We start from the raw sequence: 16,887 nt of genomic DNA, 5'->3' as shown, positions 1-16,887 counted from the left end.
CTTGAACAAATCTCAGCTCAACAACGTAAACGCAATCATCCCGACAATCGCACCTGTCGTGCCGAGGATAGTCTCCATCAGCGTCCAGGTTTTCAGGGTTTGCGCCTCTGTGGCACCGGTAAATTTACCGAACAGCCAGAAGCCTGCGTCATTTACGTGCGACACCACAATCGAACCGCCCGCGATACAGATAGACAACGCGGCCATCTGCGCGCCGGAATAGTTCAGCTGTTCAATCACCGGCATCACCAGACCTACAGCGGTCAAACACGCGACAGTCGCAGAACCCTGGATGATACGTACCGCAGCCGCCAGCACGAAGCAGGTCACGGCAATCGGCAGACCCATGCCGGTGAGCGCTTCGCCCAGTGCGGGACCGACGCCGGAATCCACCAGCACCTGCTTGAACACGCCGCCTGCACCAATCACCAGCAGAATAATCCCCGCCGGCTGTAGCGCAGCACCGCAGATCTCCATCACTCTGTCTTTTGGCATACCCTGACGCACCGCCAGGCCGTAAATTGCCACCAGACACGCCACCAGGATCGCGGTGAACGGATGGCCGATAAACTCGAACCATTCGTAGGTGCTGGAACCCACTGGCACAAAGCGTGCGGCGATGGTTTTCAGACCGACCAGCACCAGCGGCAGCAGGATCAGCGACAGGCTGAAGCCGAAGGACGGCATTTTGCCCTCGCCCAGGTGCGGCTCGGTGATGTCGTCAGGAATGTGCAGCTCAACATAGCGACTGATAAAATTGCCCCACAGCGGCCCGGCGATAATCATCCCCGGGATCGCAGCACACAGGCCAATCAGGATCATCCAGCCAAAGTCAGCGTGCATCTGGGACGCCAGCAGCATCGGCGCGGGCCCAGGCAGCAGGAACGCAGCAGCCGCCGCAACGCCCGCAAACAGCGGGATCACAAGCTTAACGAGGTTAGTGCCGGTATGGCGCGCCATCGAAAACGCCACGCTTATCAGCAGCACCACGGCCACCTCAAAGAACAGCGGCAGCGCGCAAATCAGACCCGCCAGACCAATCGCATAATGCGCGCGGCTGTGGCCGAAGGATTTGAGCATCTTGACGGCAATCTGATCGACCGCGCCCGTTTCATGCAAAATCTTGCCGAACATCGCGCCCAGCGCGACCACAATCGCCAGGAAACCTAGCGTGCCTCCCATCCCTTTTTCCATGGTCGCTGCGATTTTATCGAGCGGCATACCGGAAAAGAGACCTGCACCAATAGAAACCACCATCAAAGCAACGAAGGCATGCATACGCGCCTTCATCACTAAAAACAGCAGCAGCAAAACGGAGCCGACTGCTGTCAAAACTAACGTTAATGTACTCAAAACTTACTGCCTTTTAGTAATGACCTCAATAGTGCTGGCAACAACACCGTCCAGCGGCTGATCGATATCCACGATCAGTACATCCGCTTCGTCTGCACCCGGTTCCTGCAATGCGTCAAACTGGGTGACCAGCATCTGAGTCTTAAAGAAATGACCTTTACGCGCCTTCAGGCGGCTTTCAATCACCTCGAAATCGCCTTTCAGGTAGATAAAGGAGAGGTTCGGATTACCGTCACGCAGCAGATCGCGATAGGTCTTTTTCAGCGCGGAACAGACAATCAGAGACACCTTATTGGTGCGCTGCATCGCGAAAGCGGCGTCGTTCAGTGCTTGCAACCACGGTTTGCGATCGTCATCGTTCAGCGGTTCGCCCGCAGCCATTTTAGAGATATTGCTGCGCGGATGAAGGAAGTCGCCATCAAGAAATGCGGCCTGAAGTTGATGCGCCACTTCGCTGGCAACGGCTGATTTACCGCTACCGGAAACGCCCATCAAAACGTAAACGTGGTGATCGTGATTCGTCGTGCTCAAAGGGAGTCCCTCAGTCAATTGTTACGGGTAACAGTTATCGGTAACATTGTCCTGCCGGGACTATAGAGAAGCAATATCCAAACGTGCGCGATGTGAATAAGTGTGAGCTAGTTCAAATTTGTCAGGCTAAATGGATCCACCTGGTGACAAGGTGAAACCTAAATCTAACATTTTTGGCGTCACCACTTCACCACGAATGCGCGCCAGCAGGCGTTCCGCACCGATGCGGCCCATACGCTCGCGCGGCGTCAGGACGCTCGCCAGACGCGGCTCCATCACCTGCCCGATATCGTGGCCGTGGAAGCCAGCAATCGCGATATCGTCAGGGATTTTCAGCCCCAGACGCTGGCATTCAAATGCCGCCCCGACCGCGAGGTCATCGTTAGTACAGAAGATGCCATCAAGCTGCGGATATTCGCGACGCGCCTGGCGCATCAGTTCAATACCGGACGAATAAGAAGACGATTGTTCGACCATCACGCTGTACGGCGTTAAGTTCGCATCAAGCATCGCCTGCTCGTAGCCCTTCTGTTTGATGATAGTACGTTCATCCAGACGTGCGCCTAAATAGGCCACGTGGCGATGCCCGCGAGCAAGAATGGCGGCGGTCATCTGACGTGCGGCTTCGTAGTTATCGAACCCAACGGCGATATCCAGGCACGGCGACTGACTGTCCATCAGCTCCACGACAGGAATGCCGGCGACGCCAATCATTTTGAGGGTGCGCGGGGTGTGAGTACGTTCGGTTAAAATCAGGCCATCGATGTTCCAGGAAAGCATCGATTCAAGACGTTCCTCTTCCAGTTCCGGTTTGTACCCATAGTGCGCGAGCATGGTTTGATAACCAAAAGCGTCGGTCACGCTTTCGATACCGCGCAGTACTTCAGCAAACACCTGGTTGGTTAAGGAAGGAAGCAGAACACCGACCGCGCGGCTGGTGGAATTGGAAAGAATATCGGGGGCGCGGTTGGGGATATAACCCAGTTCATCAAGAGCAGCGGCAATCTTGCCACGTAACGCCAGGGAAACCTGTTCCGGGTTACGTAAGAAGCGGCTGACCGTCATTTTGGTCACACCGACGCGATCGGCGACGTCCTGAAGTACGGGTCTTTTCTTTTTCATCGTCCAGAGGGAAACAGTGAAGGGAACATTTCCTCAGTTTATCACGGAGATGACTCAACCTTCCCCGTTTAAAGGGAAGGTTGAGGAATTATTTATACCGGTGGCAGATCGAAGAGCAGAATTTCACTTTCGCTGTCAGCGTGAACGGACAGCGCTTGTTCATCCCAAACGGCCAGGCCATCGGCGGTGGTCGCTTTGGTGCCGTTGATGGTCACGTTACCTTTCACTACCTGGATCCACACGCGGCGGTTGGCGGCAATCTGGTGTACAGATTGTTCGTTTTTCGCCAGTGCCCAGCGGTAAAGTTCCATATCCTGATGCACTTTCAGTGAACCTTCACGCGCATCCGGAGACAACACCAGCTGTTTGCCCTGCTCTGCATCAAAGCGGCGCTGTTCGTAGCGCGGCGTGATGCCGGTTTCTTCTGGAATGATCCAGATTTGATACAGGTGCAGTTTTTCCGTTTTGCTCGGGTTGTATTCCGAGTGACGCACGCCGGTACCCGCGCTCATGATCTGGAACTCACCCGCCGGAACCTGCTCTTCGTTACTCATGCTGTCTTTGTGCGCCACGGCACCTTCGAGCACGTAAGTCAGGATTTCCATGTCTTTATGCGGATGCGTACCGAAGCCCTGGCCTGCATCAATCACGTCATCGTTAATCACGCGCAGTGCCGAGAAGCCCATGAAATTCGGGTCGTAGTAGTCGGCAAACGAAAAGGTATGCCATGAGTCCAGCCAGCCATGATTCGCGTGACCACGTTCGTTTGCTTTGCGTAAGAAGATCATTGTTTTCACCCCAGTTCGTTTCGATGGAATAAGTGTGGACGCAAACGCTTTAGGATCATAGAGGGTGAAAATTGACTCCTCTGTTCAAAAATTATGAACAAGCACAGAGGAGCCATTTTTGCTTATCTGGCGAGGGTTACCGTGGCAGGAGAAGCCTGCTCAAAGGCGCGTTCCAGGATTTCAAGATTGGTCAGAACTTCAGTTTCCTTGACGTAATTTGGCGCACCCTGGGTGAGGGTTTCAAACAGTGCATCGTAGACGCGGCCATAGTCGCCTGTCTCAGGTTTGACCTCTTCTTTGACGGTGACGCCCTCGCGGTTCACATACTCCAGCAGGCCAATGGAATCATCTGCCGCAAAGCCCGCTTCGCCCGGCATGATGTTGGCCTTCAGGCTGGTTTCCTGCTGGTCGATGCCGTACTTGATAAACGAGCCGTTAGTGCCGTGAACGATAAATTTTGGATAGTCGATTTTCACCAGATGGCTGGTTTTGACAATCGCTTTCAGGTCGCCGAAGAAAAGCTGCGCCTCGAAGGTATCGTCCGGATTGGCTTTATTACGCAGGCTGCGGATGTCGTACGCCACGTGGTCCGGACGCCCAAACAGGGAGATGATTTGGTCCATGGTATGCACGCCCAGACCATAAAACGATCCGTCCTGCGGCAGGCCTGGATTGGTTTCCGCGACCGGGCGGAAGTAGTCAAAATGGCTTTCCACTTCAACGATATCGCCCAGTTTGCCGCTCTCAATAGCCTTTTTCGCCGTCAGGAAGCAAGAATCAAAGCGACGATTCTGATACGGCGTGACGGTCAGCCCTTTGCTTTTTGCCAGCGCAAAAAGTGCTTTGGCTTCGACCATCGTCGGGGTAAAGGGCTTTTCTACCAGCACGTTTTTACCTGCTTCCAGCGCGCGTTTCGCGTACTCGAAATGGCTGTCGGCATGGGTACAGACAATCACGAGCTTGACCTGCGGATCGTTTAAGACCTCATCGAGATCGCTGGTGAAATGAATATGGGAATACTGCGGAGCCTGCTCTTCCGGCTTCGCGTTGCGGCGGAAGATGTGCGCCACGTGCCAGCTGTCTCTACGGTTGAGAACGTACGGAAGGTGATAACGCGTGGTGCTTTTGCCAAATCCAATAAATGCGCAGTGTAGGGTCATGGTCCAGTCCTTTTTAAGGTTGCTGTGTCTTACCATAACAAAAAAAAAGCCAGCACGCGGCTGGCTAAAGTAATACTGGAAGCAATGTGAGCAATGTCGTGCTTTCAGGTTCCCGTAGAGGTCTTCCTGAACGCGAGACAATAATAATCATTCTCATTCGCACTTGTCCAATACTTTTTGCAAAAAAGTGAGTTGACTCAAATTTCAAAGTCAATGATGTTAAAAGGGACATCAACCCAATGAGGACGCAGGAATGAGTGAGATAGTGATACGCCACGCTGAACCGAAAGATTACGATGCGATTCGTCAGATCCACGCGCAGCCGGAGGTGTATCACAACACGCTACAGGTTCCTCATCCTTCTGAATCGATGTGGCATGAACGGCTAACCGACCGGGTCGGCGTAAAACAGCTTGTCGCCTGCATTGATAACCTCGTCGTGGGGCATCTTTGCATTGATGTGACCCAGCGCCCGCGCCGCAGCCACGTCGCTGATTTTGGCATTTGCGTGGGTGCGCAGTGGCACAACCGCGGCGTCGCCAGCGCATTGATGCGTACCATGATTGATATGTGTGATAACTGGCTGCGCGTCGAGCGTATTGAGCTAACCGTGTTCGTGGATAACGCACCGGCGGTGGCGGTTTACAAAAAACACGGATTCGAGATTGAGGGCACCGGCAGGAAATATGCCCTGCGCAACGGCGAGTATGTGGATGCGTATTATATGGCAAGAATGAAGTAGTTTATTCCCCTCACCCCGGACCGTACACCCCAAAGGGGCGAAGGGGAAAAGACCGTACGGTGCAGTCCCCTCGCCCCTTTGATCAGTACCCCGCCGTCAAATCATCCACCGTCCTCGGGTCCGACGCGCCAAACAGCGTGCCGTCCGGCCCGACCATAATACTCTGGGTGCTACCCATTGCCTCTTTCACCACCACTTTCTGCCCGCGCTGCTCCAGTAGTTTTACCGTGTCAGGGCTAAAACCTTTTTCAACGCGCAGCTCGTCTGGCAGCCACTGATGGTGGAAGCGCGGTGCGTTGGTCGCTTCGGCAACGTTCATCCCATAATCAATACTGTTGACCACCATTTGCAGCACGGTGGTGATAATACGACTCCCGCCGGGGCTGCCGGTGACCAGCCAGGTTTTGCCGTCTTTCACTACGATCGTCGGTGACATGGACGACAGCGGGCGCTTCTTCGGCCCTACCGCGTTGGCATCGCCACCCACCAGCCCGTAAACGTTCGGCACCCCTGGTTTGGCAGAGAAATCATCCATCTCGTTGTTCAACAGGATGCCGCTATTACCCGCCACAATCCCGGTACCAAAAATAGTATTGAGCGTGTAGGTTACCGCCACCGCGTTGCCGTCTTTATCCACCACCGAGAAGTGAGTGGTTTGATTGCTTTCGTACGGGGCCAGCTTGCCGGGACGGATCTGGCTCGACGGTTTGGCCTTGTTTATGTCGATCTGGTCGGCCAGCGATTTGGCATAAGCTTTATTGGTCAGCGCCTGCCACGGCACCTTCACAAAATCCGGATCGCCCAGGTATTCCGAGCGGTCGGCGTAGGCATATTTCTCGGCTTCGGCCATCACCTGCATCGCATCCGCACTGCCAAAACCGAATTTGTGCATATCGAAGTTTTCAAGAATATTGAGGATCTGCACGATATGGATCCCGCCGGAAGAGGGCGGCGGCATGGAATAGACCTGATAACCGCGATAGTCGCCGCTAATTGGCTCGCGCTCTATCGCTTTGTATTCCGCAAGATCGGCTTTCGTGATAAGCCCGTTGTTCTTTTGCATCTCTTCGGCAATCTGGTCGGCAATCGCCCCTTTGTAGAAGGCGTCCGGCCCGTGTTCAGCAATCAGCTCCAGGCTTTTCGCCAGGTTCTTCTGCACTAGCTTGTCGCCCTTTTTCAGCGGCTCGCCGTCCTTCCAGAAGATCGCTTTGCTGTTTTCATGATTAGGGATGACCTCGCTGCCGTAAGTTTTGAGATCGTCTGCCAGCGCGTCGTTCACCACAAAGCCATCGCGCGCCAGCTTGATAGCGGGCTGCACGACTTTATTCAGCGGCAGCGTGCCGTACTTTTCCAGCGCGAGCGAAAAGCCCGCCACGGTGCCCGGCGTGCCGGTAGCCAGGTGGGACGTCAGGGATTTTTTGCTGTCCGGATTGCCCTGGTCATCGAGGAACATATCGCGTGAAGCCTGATTCGGCGCCATTTCGCGGAAGTCGATCGCCGTGGTTTTGCCGTCCTTGGTGCGCAGCATCATAAACCCGCCGCCGCCAAGGTTGCCCGCCTGTGGATGAGTCACCGCCAGCGCGTAGCCAACCGCCACAGCGGCATCCACCGCGTTACCGCCCTGTTTGAGAATATCAACACCGACCTGAGTCGCCATCGCATCAACCGATGCCACCATGCCCTGCTTCGCCCGCACGGGATGAAAAACATCTTCCTCCACGCCGTAGGACACTGGTGGAGCCGCTGGCGGGTTTGCCGCCACAGTGAATGTGCCGCCGGCCATCAGCGCAGCGATCGCTACCCAGCGCAAAAACGTTGGTTTTATCATTGTTGTTCTCCAGGTGATGGGATCCATATTCCCGTTTAAGCCTGGTTCACAACTCTTAAAAAATCATCGTGGTGGCAGATTCGAGATAAACTTAAGAGAAGCCTCAGAAGGGGAGATGACAATGAAACGATTACTGATTCTTACGGCGCTGCTTCCGTTTGCCGCGCTCGCACAGCCACTGAACACCATGAACAACCCAAATCAACAGGGTTACGTTATACCCAGCCAGCAACGTATGCAGACTGAAATGATGGGGCAGCAACAGCAGCAAAAAGGGATGCTCAACCAGCAGTTGAGAACCCAGACGCAGCTTCAGCAGCAGAATTTGCAAACGCAGATGAACAACAATACCCAGCGCATCCAGCAGGGCCAAGTGCGTGAGCAACCGTTGCCGAATAGCAACGGCGGCATGTTAGGCGGTGCGACGACTCAGAGCAGCGGGCAGCAGCACATGATACCGCCGCGCGCGAATGGCGATATGCTTAATAGTCCGCAGAACTAAAGTGTGGGCCGATAGCATCAATTGCGTCGGTACAGATACTGTCAACGCCCCAGCGCAGTAGTTGAGCGGCACGCTGGGGTTTGTTGACCGTATACACCAGGATATGCAGGCCAGCCTCTTTCAGCATTTTCACGCGCGCTTCATCCAGCAGCTTGTGATTCAGATGAATCGACACGCAGCCTAAACGCGTGGTCAACGCCTGCCAGTCATCACGCCACTCATCCAGCAATAAACCGCGCGGCAGTTCCGGGGCGGCAGCCTGAGCCGCTTCCAGAGCGTCGATTTCAAATGACGACAGCAGCGGCGCGGTCATCCCTGCCCACAATTCACGCGCCGCCAGCGCAATCGCTTTACCCGTCAGCGGACCGGTGCCGGTAGTCGGTTTGATTTCAATATTTGCCATCATGCTGTGCTTCCGGCAGCGATCGGCCACTTGCGCCAGTAGCGGCAGCGGTTCGTTTTTGAATGCTTTGCTGTACCAGCTCCCGGCATCCACCTTCAGCAGGTCGTGCCACGGCAGTTCACCCGCCACGCCCCAGCCGTTGCTGGTGCGCTCAAGGTTGTCATCGTGCAGCAGAAAAATTTCGCCATCTTTCGACAGCTTGGCATCAAACTCAATCATCGTGTGCCCGTAGTGCGCACCTACGTCAATTGCCGCCAGCGTGTTTTCCGGTGCCAGCTTACCGCCGCCACGATGGGCGACGATGTGGGGATATGGCCAGTTACTCATACGCGTTGTCCTGTTTCACCATCAAATAAGTGCAGGTGATTTTCCGGCAGATGCAGCCACAGCGTGCTGCCCGCCTTTGGGCGTTCCTGATGCGCAAGACGCACCACCATTTTTTGTTCGCCCCAGCGTCCGTGCGCCAGATTATCAGCACCCAGCATCTCCAGCGTGTCCATCACCAACGGCACGCCGCCTTCTGCCTGCGAGCTTAGCGCAATATGTTCCGGGCGGATACCGAGCGTCATTTTACGCCCGGCGTAACCACGATAAAACCAGTTGATCGGTAACGCCATGCCGCTTTCCAGCTCAAAATGCGTGCCTGCGCTGCTGATGCGCCCTTCCAGCAGATTCATTGCCGGGCTGCCGATAAAGCTCGCCACAAAGCGGCTGGCAGGCTTTTCATACACTTCAACCGGTGTACCAATCTGCTCGGCGATACCTTTGTTCATCACCATCACACGCTGCGCCAGAGTCATGGCTTCTACCTGATCGTGGGTCACGTACAGCGAAGTTGTTTTGAGGCGGCGATGCAGGTGTTGCAACTCCAGACGCATCTGCACGCGCAGCTTGGCGTCGAGGTTAGACAGCGGCTCATCAAATAAAAACACCGCCGGGTCACGCACGATGGCGCGGCCCATCGCCACGCGCTGACGCTGCCCGCCGGACAGCTCGCGCGGACGGCGCTTGAGCAAACCGTCCAGTTCCAGAATGCGCGCGGCTTCTTTGACGCGCTCGTCGATATGCCCCTTGCCCATGCCGCGGATTTTCAGGCCCCAGGCCATGTTCTCCTCCACGCTCATGTGCGGATAGAGCGCATAGTTCTGAAACACCATGGCGATACCGCGATCTTTCGGCTCCTTCTCGGTCACGCGCTGGCGGTCAATCCAGATATCGCCGCTAGTGACGCGTTCAAGCCCTGCCACCATACGCAGCAGGGTCGATTTGCCACAGCCGGACGGGCCGACCATCACAATAAACTCGCCGTCCGCCACGTCGAGCGTCAGCGGCTGGATGACCTGGGTTTTGCCATCCCAGCTTTTGGTGACTGCCTGTAATTTTAAATCTGCCATCTTATTTCTCACTGTCCACTAAACCACGCACGAACGCGCGCTGCATGGCTAAAACAATAACGACCGGGGGGATAAGCGTAAGCAGCATTGCCGCCATCACCTGGTTCCAGAGGGTGGTGCCTTCGCCAGTGGCGATCATGCCTTTAATGCCCGCCACAGCGGTGCCGAGATTGACGTCCTGCACAATCAATAGCGGCCACAGATACTGGTTCCAGCCGTAGATAAAGGTGATAACAAACAGCGCCGCGAGGTTGGTTTTGGACAGCGGCAGCACGATGTCGCGGAAAAAGCGCATCGGCGACGCGCCGTCAATGCGCGCCGCTTCAATCAGCTCGTCCGGCAGGGTCATAAAGAACTGGCGGAACAGGAAGGTCGCCGTCGCCGAGGCCATCAGCGGCAGCGTCAGGCCCGCGTAGCTGTCCAGCATCTTGAGGTTGGCGATCACTTCGACCGTCGGGAAGATTCGCACTTCGACCGGCAGCATAAGGGTGATAAAAATCATCCAGAAGAACAGGTTGCGTAGCGGAAAGCGGAACCAGACGATGGCAAACGCCGAGAGCATCGACACCGTGATTTTGCCCACCGTGATGCCAAACGCCATGATGAAGCTGTTGAGCATCATCAGCCAGAACGGCGCGCTGTTGGCACCCACGCCTTGCGTCCAGATGGTCGCCATGTTTTCAAAAAGATGCGAGCCTGGGATCAGCGTCATCGGCGTGTCGAAGACCGCTTTGGTATCTAACGTGGCCGCGACGAAGGCGATATACAGCGGAAAAAGGATGACGATAATCCCCAGAATCAGCATGGTGTGGCTGAAAATCGTCAGCCCTGGACGGTTCTCAATCATTGGTAGCGCACCTTACTTTCAACATAGCGGAACTGAACCACCGTCAGGACAATCACCAGGAACATCAGCACCACCGACTGCGCGGCAGAGGCCGACAGATCCAGCCCGGCAAAACCTTCGCGGTAGATCTTATAAATCAGCGTGGTAGTCGCCTGCACCGGGCCGCCCGCCGTGGCAGCATCGATAACCGGAAAGGTGTCGAAAAAGGCGTACACCAGGTTGACCACCAGCAGGAAAAAACTCACCGGGGCGATCAGCGGCAGCGACAGCTTGAAGAAGCGGCGAATCGGGCCTGCGCCGTCGATGGCGGCGGCTTCTACCAGCGAACGTGGGATGGACTGGAGCGCGGCAAAAAAGAACAGGAAGTTGTAGCTTATTTGCTTCCACACCGAGGCAAAGACCACCAGGAACATTGCCTGACCGCTGTTCTGCGCGTGGTTCCAGTCGTAGCCCATCTCAGCGAGGAAATGGGTAATCAGCCCGCGCCCAGGGTTAAAGAGGAAGATCCACAGCACGGCGGCGACCGCAGGGGCAACCGCGTACGGCAGCAGCATTAGCGTTTGATAGATACGGCTGCCGCGCACCACGTAATCGACCAGCGCGGCGAAGAACAGCGAGGCGACCAGACCGCTGACGGTGACCATGGTGCTGAATTTTATCGTCGTCCAGAAGGAGTCGATGTAATAGCTGTCGTGCCACAGCGCGGCGAAGTTATCCAGGCCGACGAACTGGCTGGACAAACCAAAGGGATCGACGCTCTGGACCGAGTACCACAGCGCTTCGCCCGCAGGCCAGATAAAGAAGATGACGGTGATGATCAGTTGCGGTGCGACCAGCAAATAGGGCAGCCAGCGCGAACGGAACACCGGACGGGATGATGACATAGTTTTACTCTGTCGTAAGTTTCCCCCCTCATCCTAACCCTCTCCCCTTTGGGGAGAGGGTTAGGATGAGGGGGGAATGAGTGTTAATTAAGACTTCGTTGACTGCTCAAAGCGGCGCAGCAGCTGATTTCCGCGCTCTACCGCAGAGTCCAGCGCCTGCTGTGGGGTTTTCTTACCGGTCCACACGCTTTCCAGTTCTTCATCGACGATGGTACGAATCTGCGGCATGTTGCCCAGACGCAGGCCTTTGGTGAACGGCAGCGGCGGCTTGTTCATCATCTGACGCGTCGCAATATCCGCACCCGGGTTCTTCTCATAGAATCCCTGCTCGCGGGTCAGGTCGTAAGCCGCTTTGGTGATCGGCAGGTAGCCGGTTTTCTGGTGCCACTCGGCGGCGTTTTCCGGTTTCGCCAGGAAATCGAGGAACTCAGCAACGCCTTTGTAAGTGCCGTTGTCTTTGCCCTGCATCACCCACAGGCTCGCACCGCCGATAATGGCGTTCTGCGGCGCGCCCTTCACGTCAGCGTCGTAAGGCATCATGCCCACGCCGTAGTTGAATTTGGCGTAGTGACGGATATCCGCCAGCGATCCGGAAGAGGCAGTAGTAATAGCGCAATCACCGTTGTAGAACTTCTCGGTGGATTCATCTTTACGCCCGAAGTAGCTGAAATCGCCCTTCTTGTTGAGTGCTTCCAGCAGCGCGATGTGTTTTACCTGCTCTGGCTTGTTGAACTCCAGCACTGCGTCGGTACCGTCAAAGCCGTTGTTTTTGGTCGCCACCGGCAGACCGTGCCAGGCGCTGAAGTTTTCAATCTGGATCCAGCCCTGCCAGCCGCTGGCGTAACCGCACTTCATGCCCGCCGCTTTCAGCTTCGCGGTGTATTCCGCCAGATCCTGCCAGGTTTTCGGCGGCTGCTCTGGGTCTAAACCGGCTTTTTTGAAGGCGTCTTTGTTGTAGTAGAGCACCGGCGTGGAGCTGTTAAACGGCTGGGACAGCAGGTGCCCGGTTTTGGAATCGGTGTAGTAGCCGGAAACGGTCGGCACGAACTGGGATTCGTCGAAGTTGATGCCCGCATCCTTGAACACTTCGTACACCGGTTTGATCGCTTTAGAGGCCATCATGGTCGCGGTGCCGACTTCATAGACCTGCAACAGCGCCGGGGCGTTGCCGGTACGGAATGCCGCAATGCCTGCACTCAGGCTCTGCTCGTAGTTGCCTTTGTACACCGGCACAATTTTGTAATCCGGGTGGGTGTCGTTGAAACGCTGCGCCAGGGAGTCAACCTCTTTGCCCAACTCCCCTTCCATGGAATGCCAGAACGGAATGGAGGTTACGGCCATCGCGTTGCCCGCAAAAGCCAGTCCCAGAGCCAGACCCAAAGCTGTGTGTCGTAACGATGTCATTGTCATCTCTCTTATTGTGCCGGATGCGCGATATCACGCGTTTTATGCTCGCGAGGTAACATGACATGCTCGAATGACAGAAAAATAACTGTTTGTTTACAGAATGGTGACAACAAAGCGTCAGGGGGATGATGGAAATATGAAGGGTGCGGTCGGTTGCCCTCACCCCGCCCCTCTCCCACGGGGAGAGGGAGAAAACATTAAAAAAGGCAACGTGCGTTGCCTTTTTGCTTTTATTACCCGCCTAAGTAAGCGCTTCGCACCGCTTCATTTGCCAGCAGCGCATCGCCGGTATCGGAGAGTACGACGTGGCCGTTTTCCAGCACGTAGCCACGATCCGCGAGCTTCAGCGCCTGGTTGGCGTTTTGCTCAACGAGGAAGATAGTCATCCCCTCTTTGCGCAGTTGTTCGATGGTGTCGAAGATCTGCTGGATGATAATCGGCGCGAGACCGAGCGACGGCTCGTCGAGCAGCAGCAGGCGCGGTTGACTCATCAGCGCGCGGCCGATCGCCAGCATCTGCTGTTCACCGCCGGACATAGTGCCCGCGCGCTGAATACGACGCTCGAACAGACGCGGGAAGAGTTCATACACGCGCTTGATGCGGTCCTGATACTGGTCGCGTTCGGCAAAAAAACCGCCCATCGCCAGGTTCTCTTCCACCGTCATTCGCGAGAAGACGCGACGCCCTTCTGGCACAATCGCTACCGCTTCACGCATGATTTTGGCGGTCTGCCAGTCGGTAATGTCTTTTCCATCAAACACAATACGTCCGCTGGTGGCGCGCGGGTCACCGCACAATGTACCGAGCAGCGTGGTTTTACCCGCGCCGTTTGCCCCAATCAGCGTAACGATTTCACCCTGATTGATATGCAGGCTGACGTCGTGCAGGGCTTGGATTTTGCCGTAGTGGGCATTCACCTTGTCGAACGTTAACATCGCTTTTTCCATCTTATGCCTCACCGAGGTAGGCGCGGATCACGTCCGGGTTGTTACGAATCTCTTCCGGCGTGCCGTTCGCCAGCGGCGTGCCCTGGTTCACCACGTAAATACGGTCGGAAATCCCCATCACCAGCTTCATATCATGCTCGATCAGCAGGATGGTGGTGTCGTGATGGTTACGCAGCTCGACGATCAGCTCGTCCAGCTCTTTGGTCTCTTTCGGGTTAAGCCCCGCAGCCGGTTCGTCGAGCATCAGGATCTCTGGCTGCGTGACCATGCAGCGAATAATCTCCAGACGACGCTGGTCACCGTAGGCCAGGTTACTGGCCTGACGGTTGGCGTGTTGCAGCAGGCCGATACGGTCAAGCCAGGTGGCGGCGCGATCCAGTGCTTCATCCTGCGCCCGGCGGAAAGCCGGGGTTTTCAGCAGGCCAGCGAAGAGACCCGTTTTCAGCTGCTGATGTTGCGCCACCAGCAGGTTTTCAATCACCGTCATCTCACGGAACAGGCGCACATGCTGGAAGGTGCGCACCACGCCCATCCGTGCGATTTGCTGGCCCGGCAGGCCTTCAAGATGTTTGTCACCCAGCATGATGGTGCCACCCGTCGGCTTATAGAAACCGGTCAGGCAGTTGAACACCGTGGTTTTCCCCGCGCCGTTCGGGCCAATCAGGGAGACGATCTCTTTTGGGAACAGGTCCAGCGACACGTTGTTGACCGCCAGCAGGCCGCCAAAACGCATCATCAGGCCATTTACGGATAATAAGGGCTGGCTCATGCCTGCTCTCCTTTTGCCTGAGCGCTTTTTAGCTTCAGCTGCGGACGGGTCATCGGCAGCAAGCCCTGCGGACGCCAGATCATCATCAGCACCATCAAACCACCCAGCATCAGCATGCTGTATTCGTTAAAGTCACGCATCAGCTCGCGAGAAACCACCAGCAAAATGGCCGCGAGGATAACGGCGAACTGCGAGCCCATCCCGCCCAACACCACGATCGCCAGCACGAAGGCCGACTCTGCAAAGGTGAAGGATTCCGGGCTGACAAAGCCCTGACGCGCGGCAAACAGCGTTCCTGCAAAGCCCGCAAACGCGGCGCTGATGGTGAACGCGGTCAGCTTGATACGAGTCGGGTTCAGGCCCAGCGAGCGGCAGGCGATTTCATCTTCGCGCAGCGCTTCCCACGCGCGGCCCAGCGGCATACGCAGCAGACGGTTAATCACGAACAGCGTAATCACCACCAGCAGCAAAGCCACCAGATACAGCCAAATCACGCGGTCGGACGGATCGTACTTGATGCCGAAGAAATTACTGAAGGTATCCCAGCCGCCTTCGCGCGCGGTGCGACTGAACTCCAGACCAAAGAAAGTGGGTTTCGGGATCTGGCTGATGCCGTTCGGCCCGCCAGTGATCTCGGTATTGTTGAGCAGCAGAATACGGACGATCTCACCGAAGCCTAAAGTGACAATCGCCAGATAGTCACCGCGCAGGCGCAGTACCGGGAAGCCCAGCAGGAAGCCCGCAGCGGCAGACACCAGCCCTGCCAGCGGCAGACAGGTCCAGAATCCAAGACCGTAATAGTGGTTCAGCAACGCAAAGGTGTAGGCACCGATGGCGTAAAAACCACCGTAACCCAGCACCAGCAGGCCGGACAGCCCGACCACGACGTTCAGGCCCAGACCCAAAATGACGTAAATCATGGTCAGCGTGGCGATATCTACCGTACCGCGCGAAACCACAAACGGCCATGCCACCGCCGCAACCAGCAGTGCCACCAGGAACAGCTTCTGCTTAACGCTTGAGCCATCAATGGCGGGCAGGACAAACTTCGGCCCAGAGACGTTTTTCAGCGTCTTCTGGAAGATTGGCCGCAACAGCTGGAACAGGAACACGACACCCGTACCGACAAATACCCATTGCCAGCGGATATCACCAGCGGTATCGACGACCAGCTTAGTGCCGTCGAGTTCTAGCTGAACGCCCATAAAAACGCCCGCCAGCACGAAGAACATGGCCGCAGAAAGCAGCGCCATCGCAAAATGCATCGGTTTCATACTTTCTCTACCTCCGGGCGACCCAGAATCCCGGTCGGCATCACCAGCAGCACCACGATCAGCAGCGCGAACGACACCACGTCTTTATATTCGGTACTCAGATACGCAGAGGAGAGCGCTTCGGCCACGCCTAAAATCAGGCCGCCGATCATTGCACCTGGAATACTACCGATCCCGCCCAGCACCGCAGCGGTAAAGGCTTTCATCCCGGCCATAAAGCCGATATACGGGTTGATAACGCCGTAGAACTGCCCGAGCAGTACACCCGCCACCGCCGCCATCGCCGCGCCAATCACAAAGGTCAGCGCAATCACGCGGTCGGTGTTAATCCCCAGCAGACTCGCCATTTTCAGGTCTTCCGCGCAGGCGCGACAGGCGCGTCCCATGCGGGAATAACGAATAAAAATGGTCAAGGCGAGCATCGCCAGGAAGGTGACAATCCAGATAACCAGCTGCATGGTGGTGATGGTGGCAGAGAAGTTTTCGCTGGCACCGACGGTCCACTGGCCGTTAAACAGACTTGGCAGCGCCACGTCGCGCGAGCCTTCAGTCAGGCTGACGTAGTTTTGCAGGAATATCGACATCCCGATGGCGGAGATCAGTGCAATCAGACGTTTGGAGCTGCGCACCGGGCGATAGGCCACGCGTTCGATACTCCAGCCGTAGGCGCTGGCAATCACAATCGCGCCAACGAAACCGGCGGCCACCAGCATCCATCCTGTATCAATGCCCATCATCATTAGCGCGGCGATGATCATAAAGGAGACATAGCTGCCAATCATATAAACCTCGCCGTGGGCGAAGTTGATCATGCCAATAATGCCGTAAACCATGGTGTAGCCGATGGCGATCAGCGCATAGGTGCTTCCCAGCGTGACGCCGTTAAACATCTGCTGCAAGAAGTAGAGAAACTGCTCGGACATAAGGAAACCTTTT

General features: G+C 56.1%; 17 protein-coding genes. 2 read left to right on the top strand and 15 right to left on the bottom strand.

Annotated elements, in window-relative coordinates:
- Nucleotides 1–12 precede the first annotated feature (12 nt).
- From gntU to AC6EMZ_RS16510, 5 genes are all read right to left on the bottom strand, one after another.
- On the bottom strand, nucleotides 13–1,353 hold the full coding sequence (gntU, locus tag AC6EMZ_RS16530) for a gluconate transporter (RefSeq protein ID WP_498403763.1): 1,341 nt from the start codon (nucleotides 1,351–1,353) through the stop codon (nucleotides 13–15).
- A 3-nt stretch (nucleotides 1,354–1,356) separates the two neighbouring features.
- Nucleotides 1,357–1,884 (bottom strand): gluconokinase, encoded by a 528-nt coding sequence (gntK, locus tag AC6EMZ_RS16525; RefSeq protein ID WP_498403762.1) that lies wholly within the window; start codon nucleotides 1,882–1,884, stop codon nucleotides 1,357–1,359.
- Nucleotides 1,885–2,010: 126 nt separating this feature from the next.
- Nucleotides 2,011–3,006: a gluconate operon transcriptional repressor GntR gene (gntR, locus tag AC6EMZ_RS16520; protein ID WP_498403761.1), complete on the bottom strand. Its 996-nt coding sequence runs from the start codon at nucleotides 3,004–3,006 to the stop codon at nucleotides 2,011–2,013.
- Between the two features lie 92 nt (nucleotides 3,007–3,098).
- Nucleotides 3,099–3,794 (bottom strand): pirin family protein, encoded by a 696-nt coding sequence (locus tag AC6EMZ_RS16515; protein ID WP_498403760.1) that lies wholly within the window; start codon nucleotides 3,792–3,794, stop codon nucleotides 3,099–3,101.
- 122 nt (nucleotides 3,795–3,916) lie between these two features.
- Nucleotides 3,917–4,954 carry an oxidoreductase gene (locus AC6EMZ_RS16510; RefSeq protein ID WP_498403759.1) on the bottom strand — a complete coding sequence of 346 codons (1,038 nt, stop codon included), beginning with the start codon at nucleotides 4,952–4,954 and terminating at the stop codon, nucleotides 3,917–3,919.
- A gap of 253 nt (nucleotides 4,955–5,207) precedes the next feature.
- Here AC6EMZ_RS16510 and yhhY point away from each other — a divergent pair, with 253 nt between their 5' ends.
- The gene (gene yhhY, locus AC6EMZ_RS16505; RefSeq protein ID WP_498403758.1) at nucleotides 5,208–5,696 is read left to right on the top strand and encodes an N-acetyltransferase; all 489 of its coding nucleotides are present in this window, start codon (nucleotides 5,208–5,210) and stop codon (nucleotides 5,694–5,696) included.
- Between the two features lie 82 nt (nucleotides 5,697–5,778).
- On the opposite strand, the gene ggt is transcribed toward yhhY, so the two are convergent.
- Entirely contained in the window at nucleotides 5,779–7,524 is a 1,746-nt protein-coding gene (ggt, locus tag AC6EMZ_RS16500) for a gamma-glutamyltransferase (RefSeq protein WP_498403756.1), read from the bottom strand.
- Between the two features lie 121 nt (nucleotides 7,525–7,645).
- Between ggt and AC6EMZ_RS16495 the strand changes: the two genes are divergently transcribed.
- Nucleotides 7,646–8,026, top strand: coding sequence for a DUF2756 family protein (locus tag AC6EMZ_RS16495; protein WP_498403754.1), 381 nt, complete (start codon nucleotides 7,646–7,648; stop codon nucleotides 8,024–8,026).
- Here AC6EMZ_RS16495 and ugpQ read toward each other — a convergent pair.
- The 9 genes from ugpQ to livH form a co-directional block, all read right to left on the bottom strand.
- On the bottom strand, nucleotides 8,007–8,756 hold the full coding sequence (gene ugpQ / locus AC6EMZ_RS16490; RefSeq protein ID WP_498403752.1) for a glycerophosphodiester phosphodiesterase: 750 nt from the start codon (nucleotides 8,754–8,756) through the stop codon (nucleotides 8,007–8,009). The two genes, AC6EMZ_RS16495 and ugpQ, sit on opposite strands and share 20 nt — an antisense overlap.
- Entirely contained in the window at nucleotides 8,753–9,823 is a 1,071-nt protein-coding gene (locus tag AC6EMZ_RS16485; RefSeq protein ID WP_498403751.1) for a sn-glycerol-3-phosphate import ATP-binding protein UgpC, read from the bottom strand. Before AC6EMZ_RS16485 ends, ugpQ begins: the two co-directional genes overlap by 4 nt.
- 1 nt (nucleotide 9,824) lies before the next feature.
- Nucleotides 9,825–10,670 (bottom strand): sn-glycerol-3-phosphate ABC transporter permease UgpE, encoded by an 846-nt coding sequence (ugpE, locus tag AC6EMZ_RS16480; protein ID WP_498403749.1) that lies wholly within the window; start codon nucleotides 10,668–10,670, stop codon nucleotides 9,825–9,827.
- Entirely contained in the window at nucleotides 10,667–11,554 is an 888-nt protein-coding gene (gene ugpA / locus AC6EMZ_RS16475; RefSeq protein WP_498403747.1) for a sn-glycerol-3-phosphate ABC transporter permease UgpA, read from the bottom strand. Before ugpA ends, ugpE begins: the two co-directional genes overlap by 4 nt.
- Before the next feature lie 87 nt (nucleotides 11,555–11,641).
- Entirely contained in the window at nucleotides 11,642–12,958 is a 1,317-nt protein-coding gene (gene ugpB, locus AC6EMZ_RS16470; protein WP_498403745.1) for a sn-glycerol-3-phosphate ABC transporter substrate-binding protein UgpB, read from the bottom strand.
- A 236-nt stretch (nucleotides 12,959–13,194) separates the two neighbouring features.
- Nucleotides 13,195–13,908: a high-affinity branched-chain amino acid ABC transporter ATP-binding protein LivF gene (livF, locus tag AC6EMZ_RS16465; RefSeq protein ID WP_498403744.1), complete on the bottom strand. Its 714-nt coding sequence runs from the start codon at nucleotides 13,906–13,908 to the stop codon at nucleotides 13,195–13,197.
- Nucleotide 13,909: 1 nt separating this feature from the next.
- Complete coding sequence (gene livG, locus AC6EMZ_RS16460) at nucleotides 13,910–14,677, bottom strand: high-affinity branched-chain amino acid ABC transporter ATP-binding protein LivG (RefSeq protein WP_498403742.1); 768 nt, start codon at nucleotides 14,675–14,677, stop codon at nucleotides 13,910–13,912.
- On the bottom strand, nucleotides 14,674–15,951 hold the full coding sequence (locus tag AC6EMZ_RS16455; RefSeq protein WP_498403740.1) for a high-affinity branched-chain amino acid ABC transporter permease LivM: 1,278 nt from the start codon (nucleotides 15,949–15,951) through the stop codon (nucleotides 14,674–14,676). Before AC6EMZ_RS16455 ends, livG begins: the two co-directional genes overlap by 4 nt.
- Nucleotides 15,948–16,874, bottom strand: coding sequence for a high-affinity branched-chain amino acid ABC transporter permease LivH (gene livH, locus AC6EMZ_RS16450; protein ID WP_498403738.1), 927 nt, complete (start codon nucleotides 16,872–16,874; stop codon nucleotides 15,948–15,950). Before livH ends, AC6EMZ_RS16455 begins: the two co-directional genes overlap by 4 nt.
- Nucleotides 16,875–16,887 lie beyond the last annotated feature (13 nt).

The organism is Enterobacter sp. SCRI0065 (assembly GCF_059766475.1).
This window is presented reverse-complemented; position numbering and strand designations above follow the sequence as displayed.

Coding starts and splice junctions, on each gene's coding strand:
- livF (WP_498403744.1), bottom strand. CDS start 13,908: ATGGAAAAAGCGATGTTAACGTTCGACAAGGTGAATGCCCACTACGGC.
- AC6EMZ_RS16510 (WP_498403759.1), bottom strand. CDS start 4,954: ATGACCCTACACTGCGCATTTATTGGATTTGGCAAAAGCACCACGCGT.
- AC6EMZ_RS16485 (WP_498403751.1), bottom strand. CDS start 9,823: ATGGCAGATTTAAAATTACAGGCAGTCACCAAAAGCTGGGATGGCAAA.
- ugpA (WP_498403747.1), bottom strand. CDS start 11,554: ATGTCATCATCCCGTCCGGTGTTCCGTTCGCGCTGGCTGCCCTATTTG.
- ggt (WP_498403756.1), bottom strand. CDS start 7,524: ATGATAAAACCAACGTTTTTGCGCTGGGTAGCGATCGCTGCGCTGATG.
- livH (WP_498403738.1), bottom strand. CDS start 16,874: ATGTCCGAGCAGTTTCTCTACTTCTTGCAGCAGATGTTTAACGGCGTC.
- AC6EMZ_RS16455 (WP_498403740.1), bottom strand. CDS start 15,951: ATGAAACCGATGCATTTTGCGATGGCGCTGCTTTCTGCGGCCATGTTC.
- AC6EMZ_RS16515 (WP_498403760.1), bottom strand. CDS start 3,794: ATGATCTTCTTACGCAAAGCAAACGAACGTGGTCACGCGAATCATGGC.
- ugpQ (WP_498403752.1), bottom strand. CDS start 8,756: ATGAGTAACTGGCCATATCCCCACATCGTCGCCCATCGTGGCGGCGGT.
- AC6EMZ_RS16495 (WP_498403754.1), top strand. CDS start 7,646: ATGAAACGATTACTGATTCTTACGGCGCTGCTTCCGTTTGCCGCGCTC.
- ugpB (WP_498403745.1), bottom strand. CDS start 12,958: ATGACATCGTTACGACACACAGCTTTGGGTCTGGCTCTGGGACTGGCT.
- livG (WP_498403742.1), bottom strand. CDS start 14,677: ATGAGCCAGCCCTTATTATCCGTAAATGGCCTGATGATGCGTTTTGGC.
- yhhY (WP_498403758.1), top strand. CDS start 5,208: ATGAGTGAGATAGTGATACGCCACGCTGAACCGAAAGATTACGATGCG.
- ugpE (WP_498403749.1), bottom strand. CDS start 10,670: ATGATTGAGAACCGTCCAGGGCTGACGATTTTCAGCCACACCATGCTG.
- gntR (WP_498403761.1), bottom strand. CDS start 3,006: ATGAAAAAGAAAAGACCCGTACTTCAGGACGTCGCCGATCGCGTCGGT.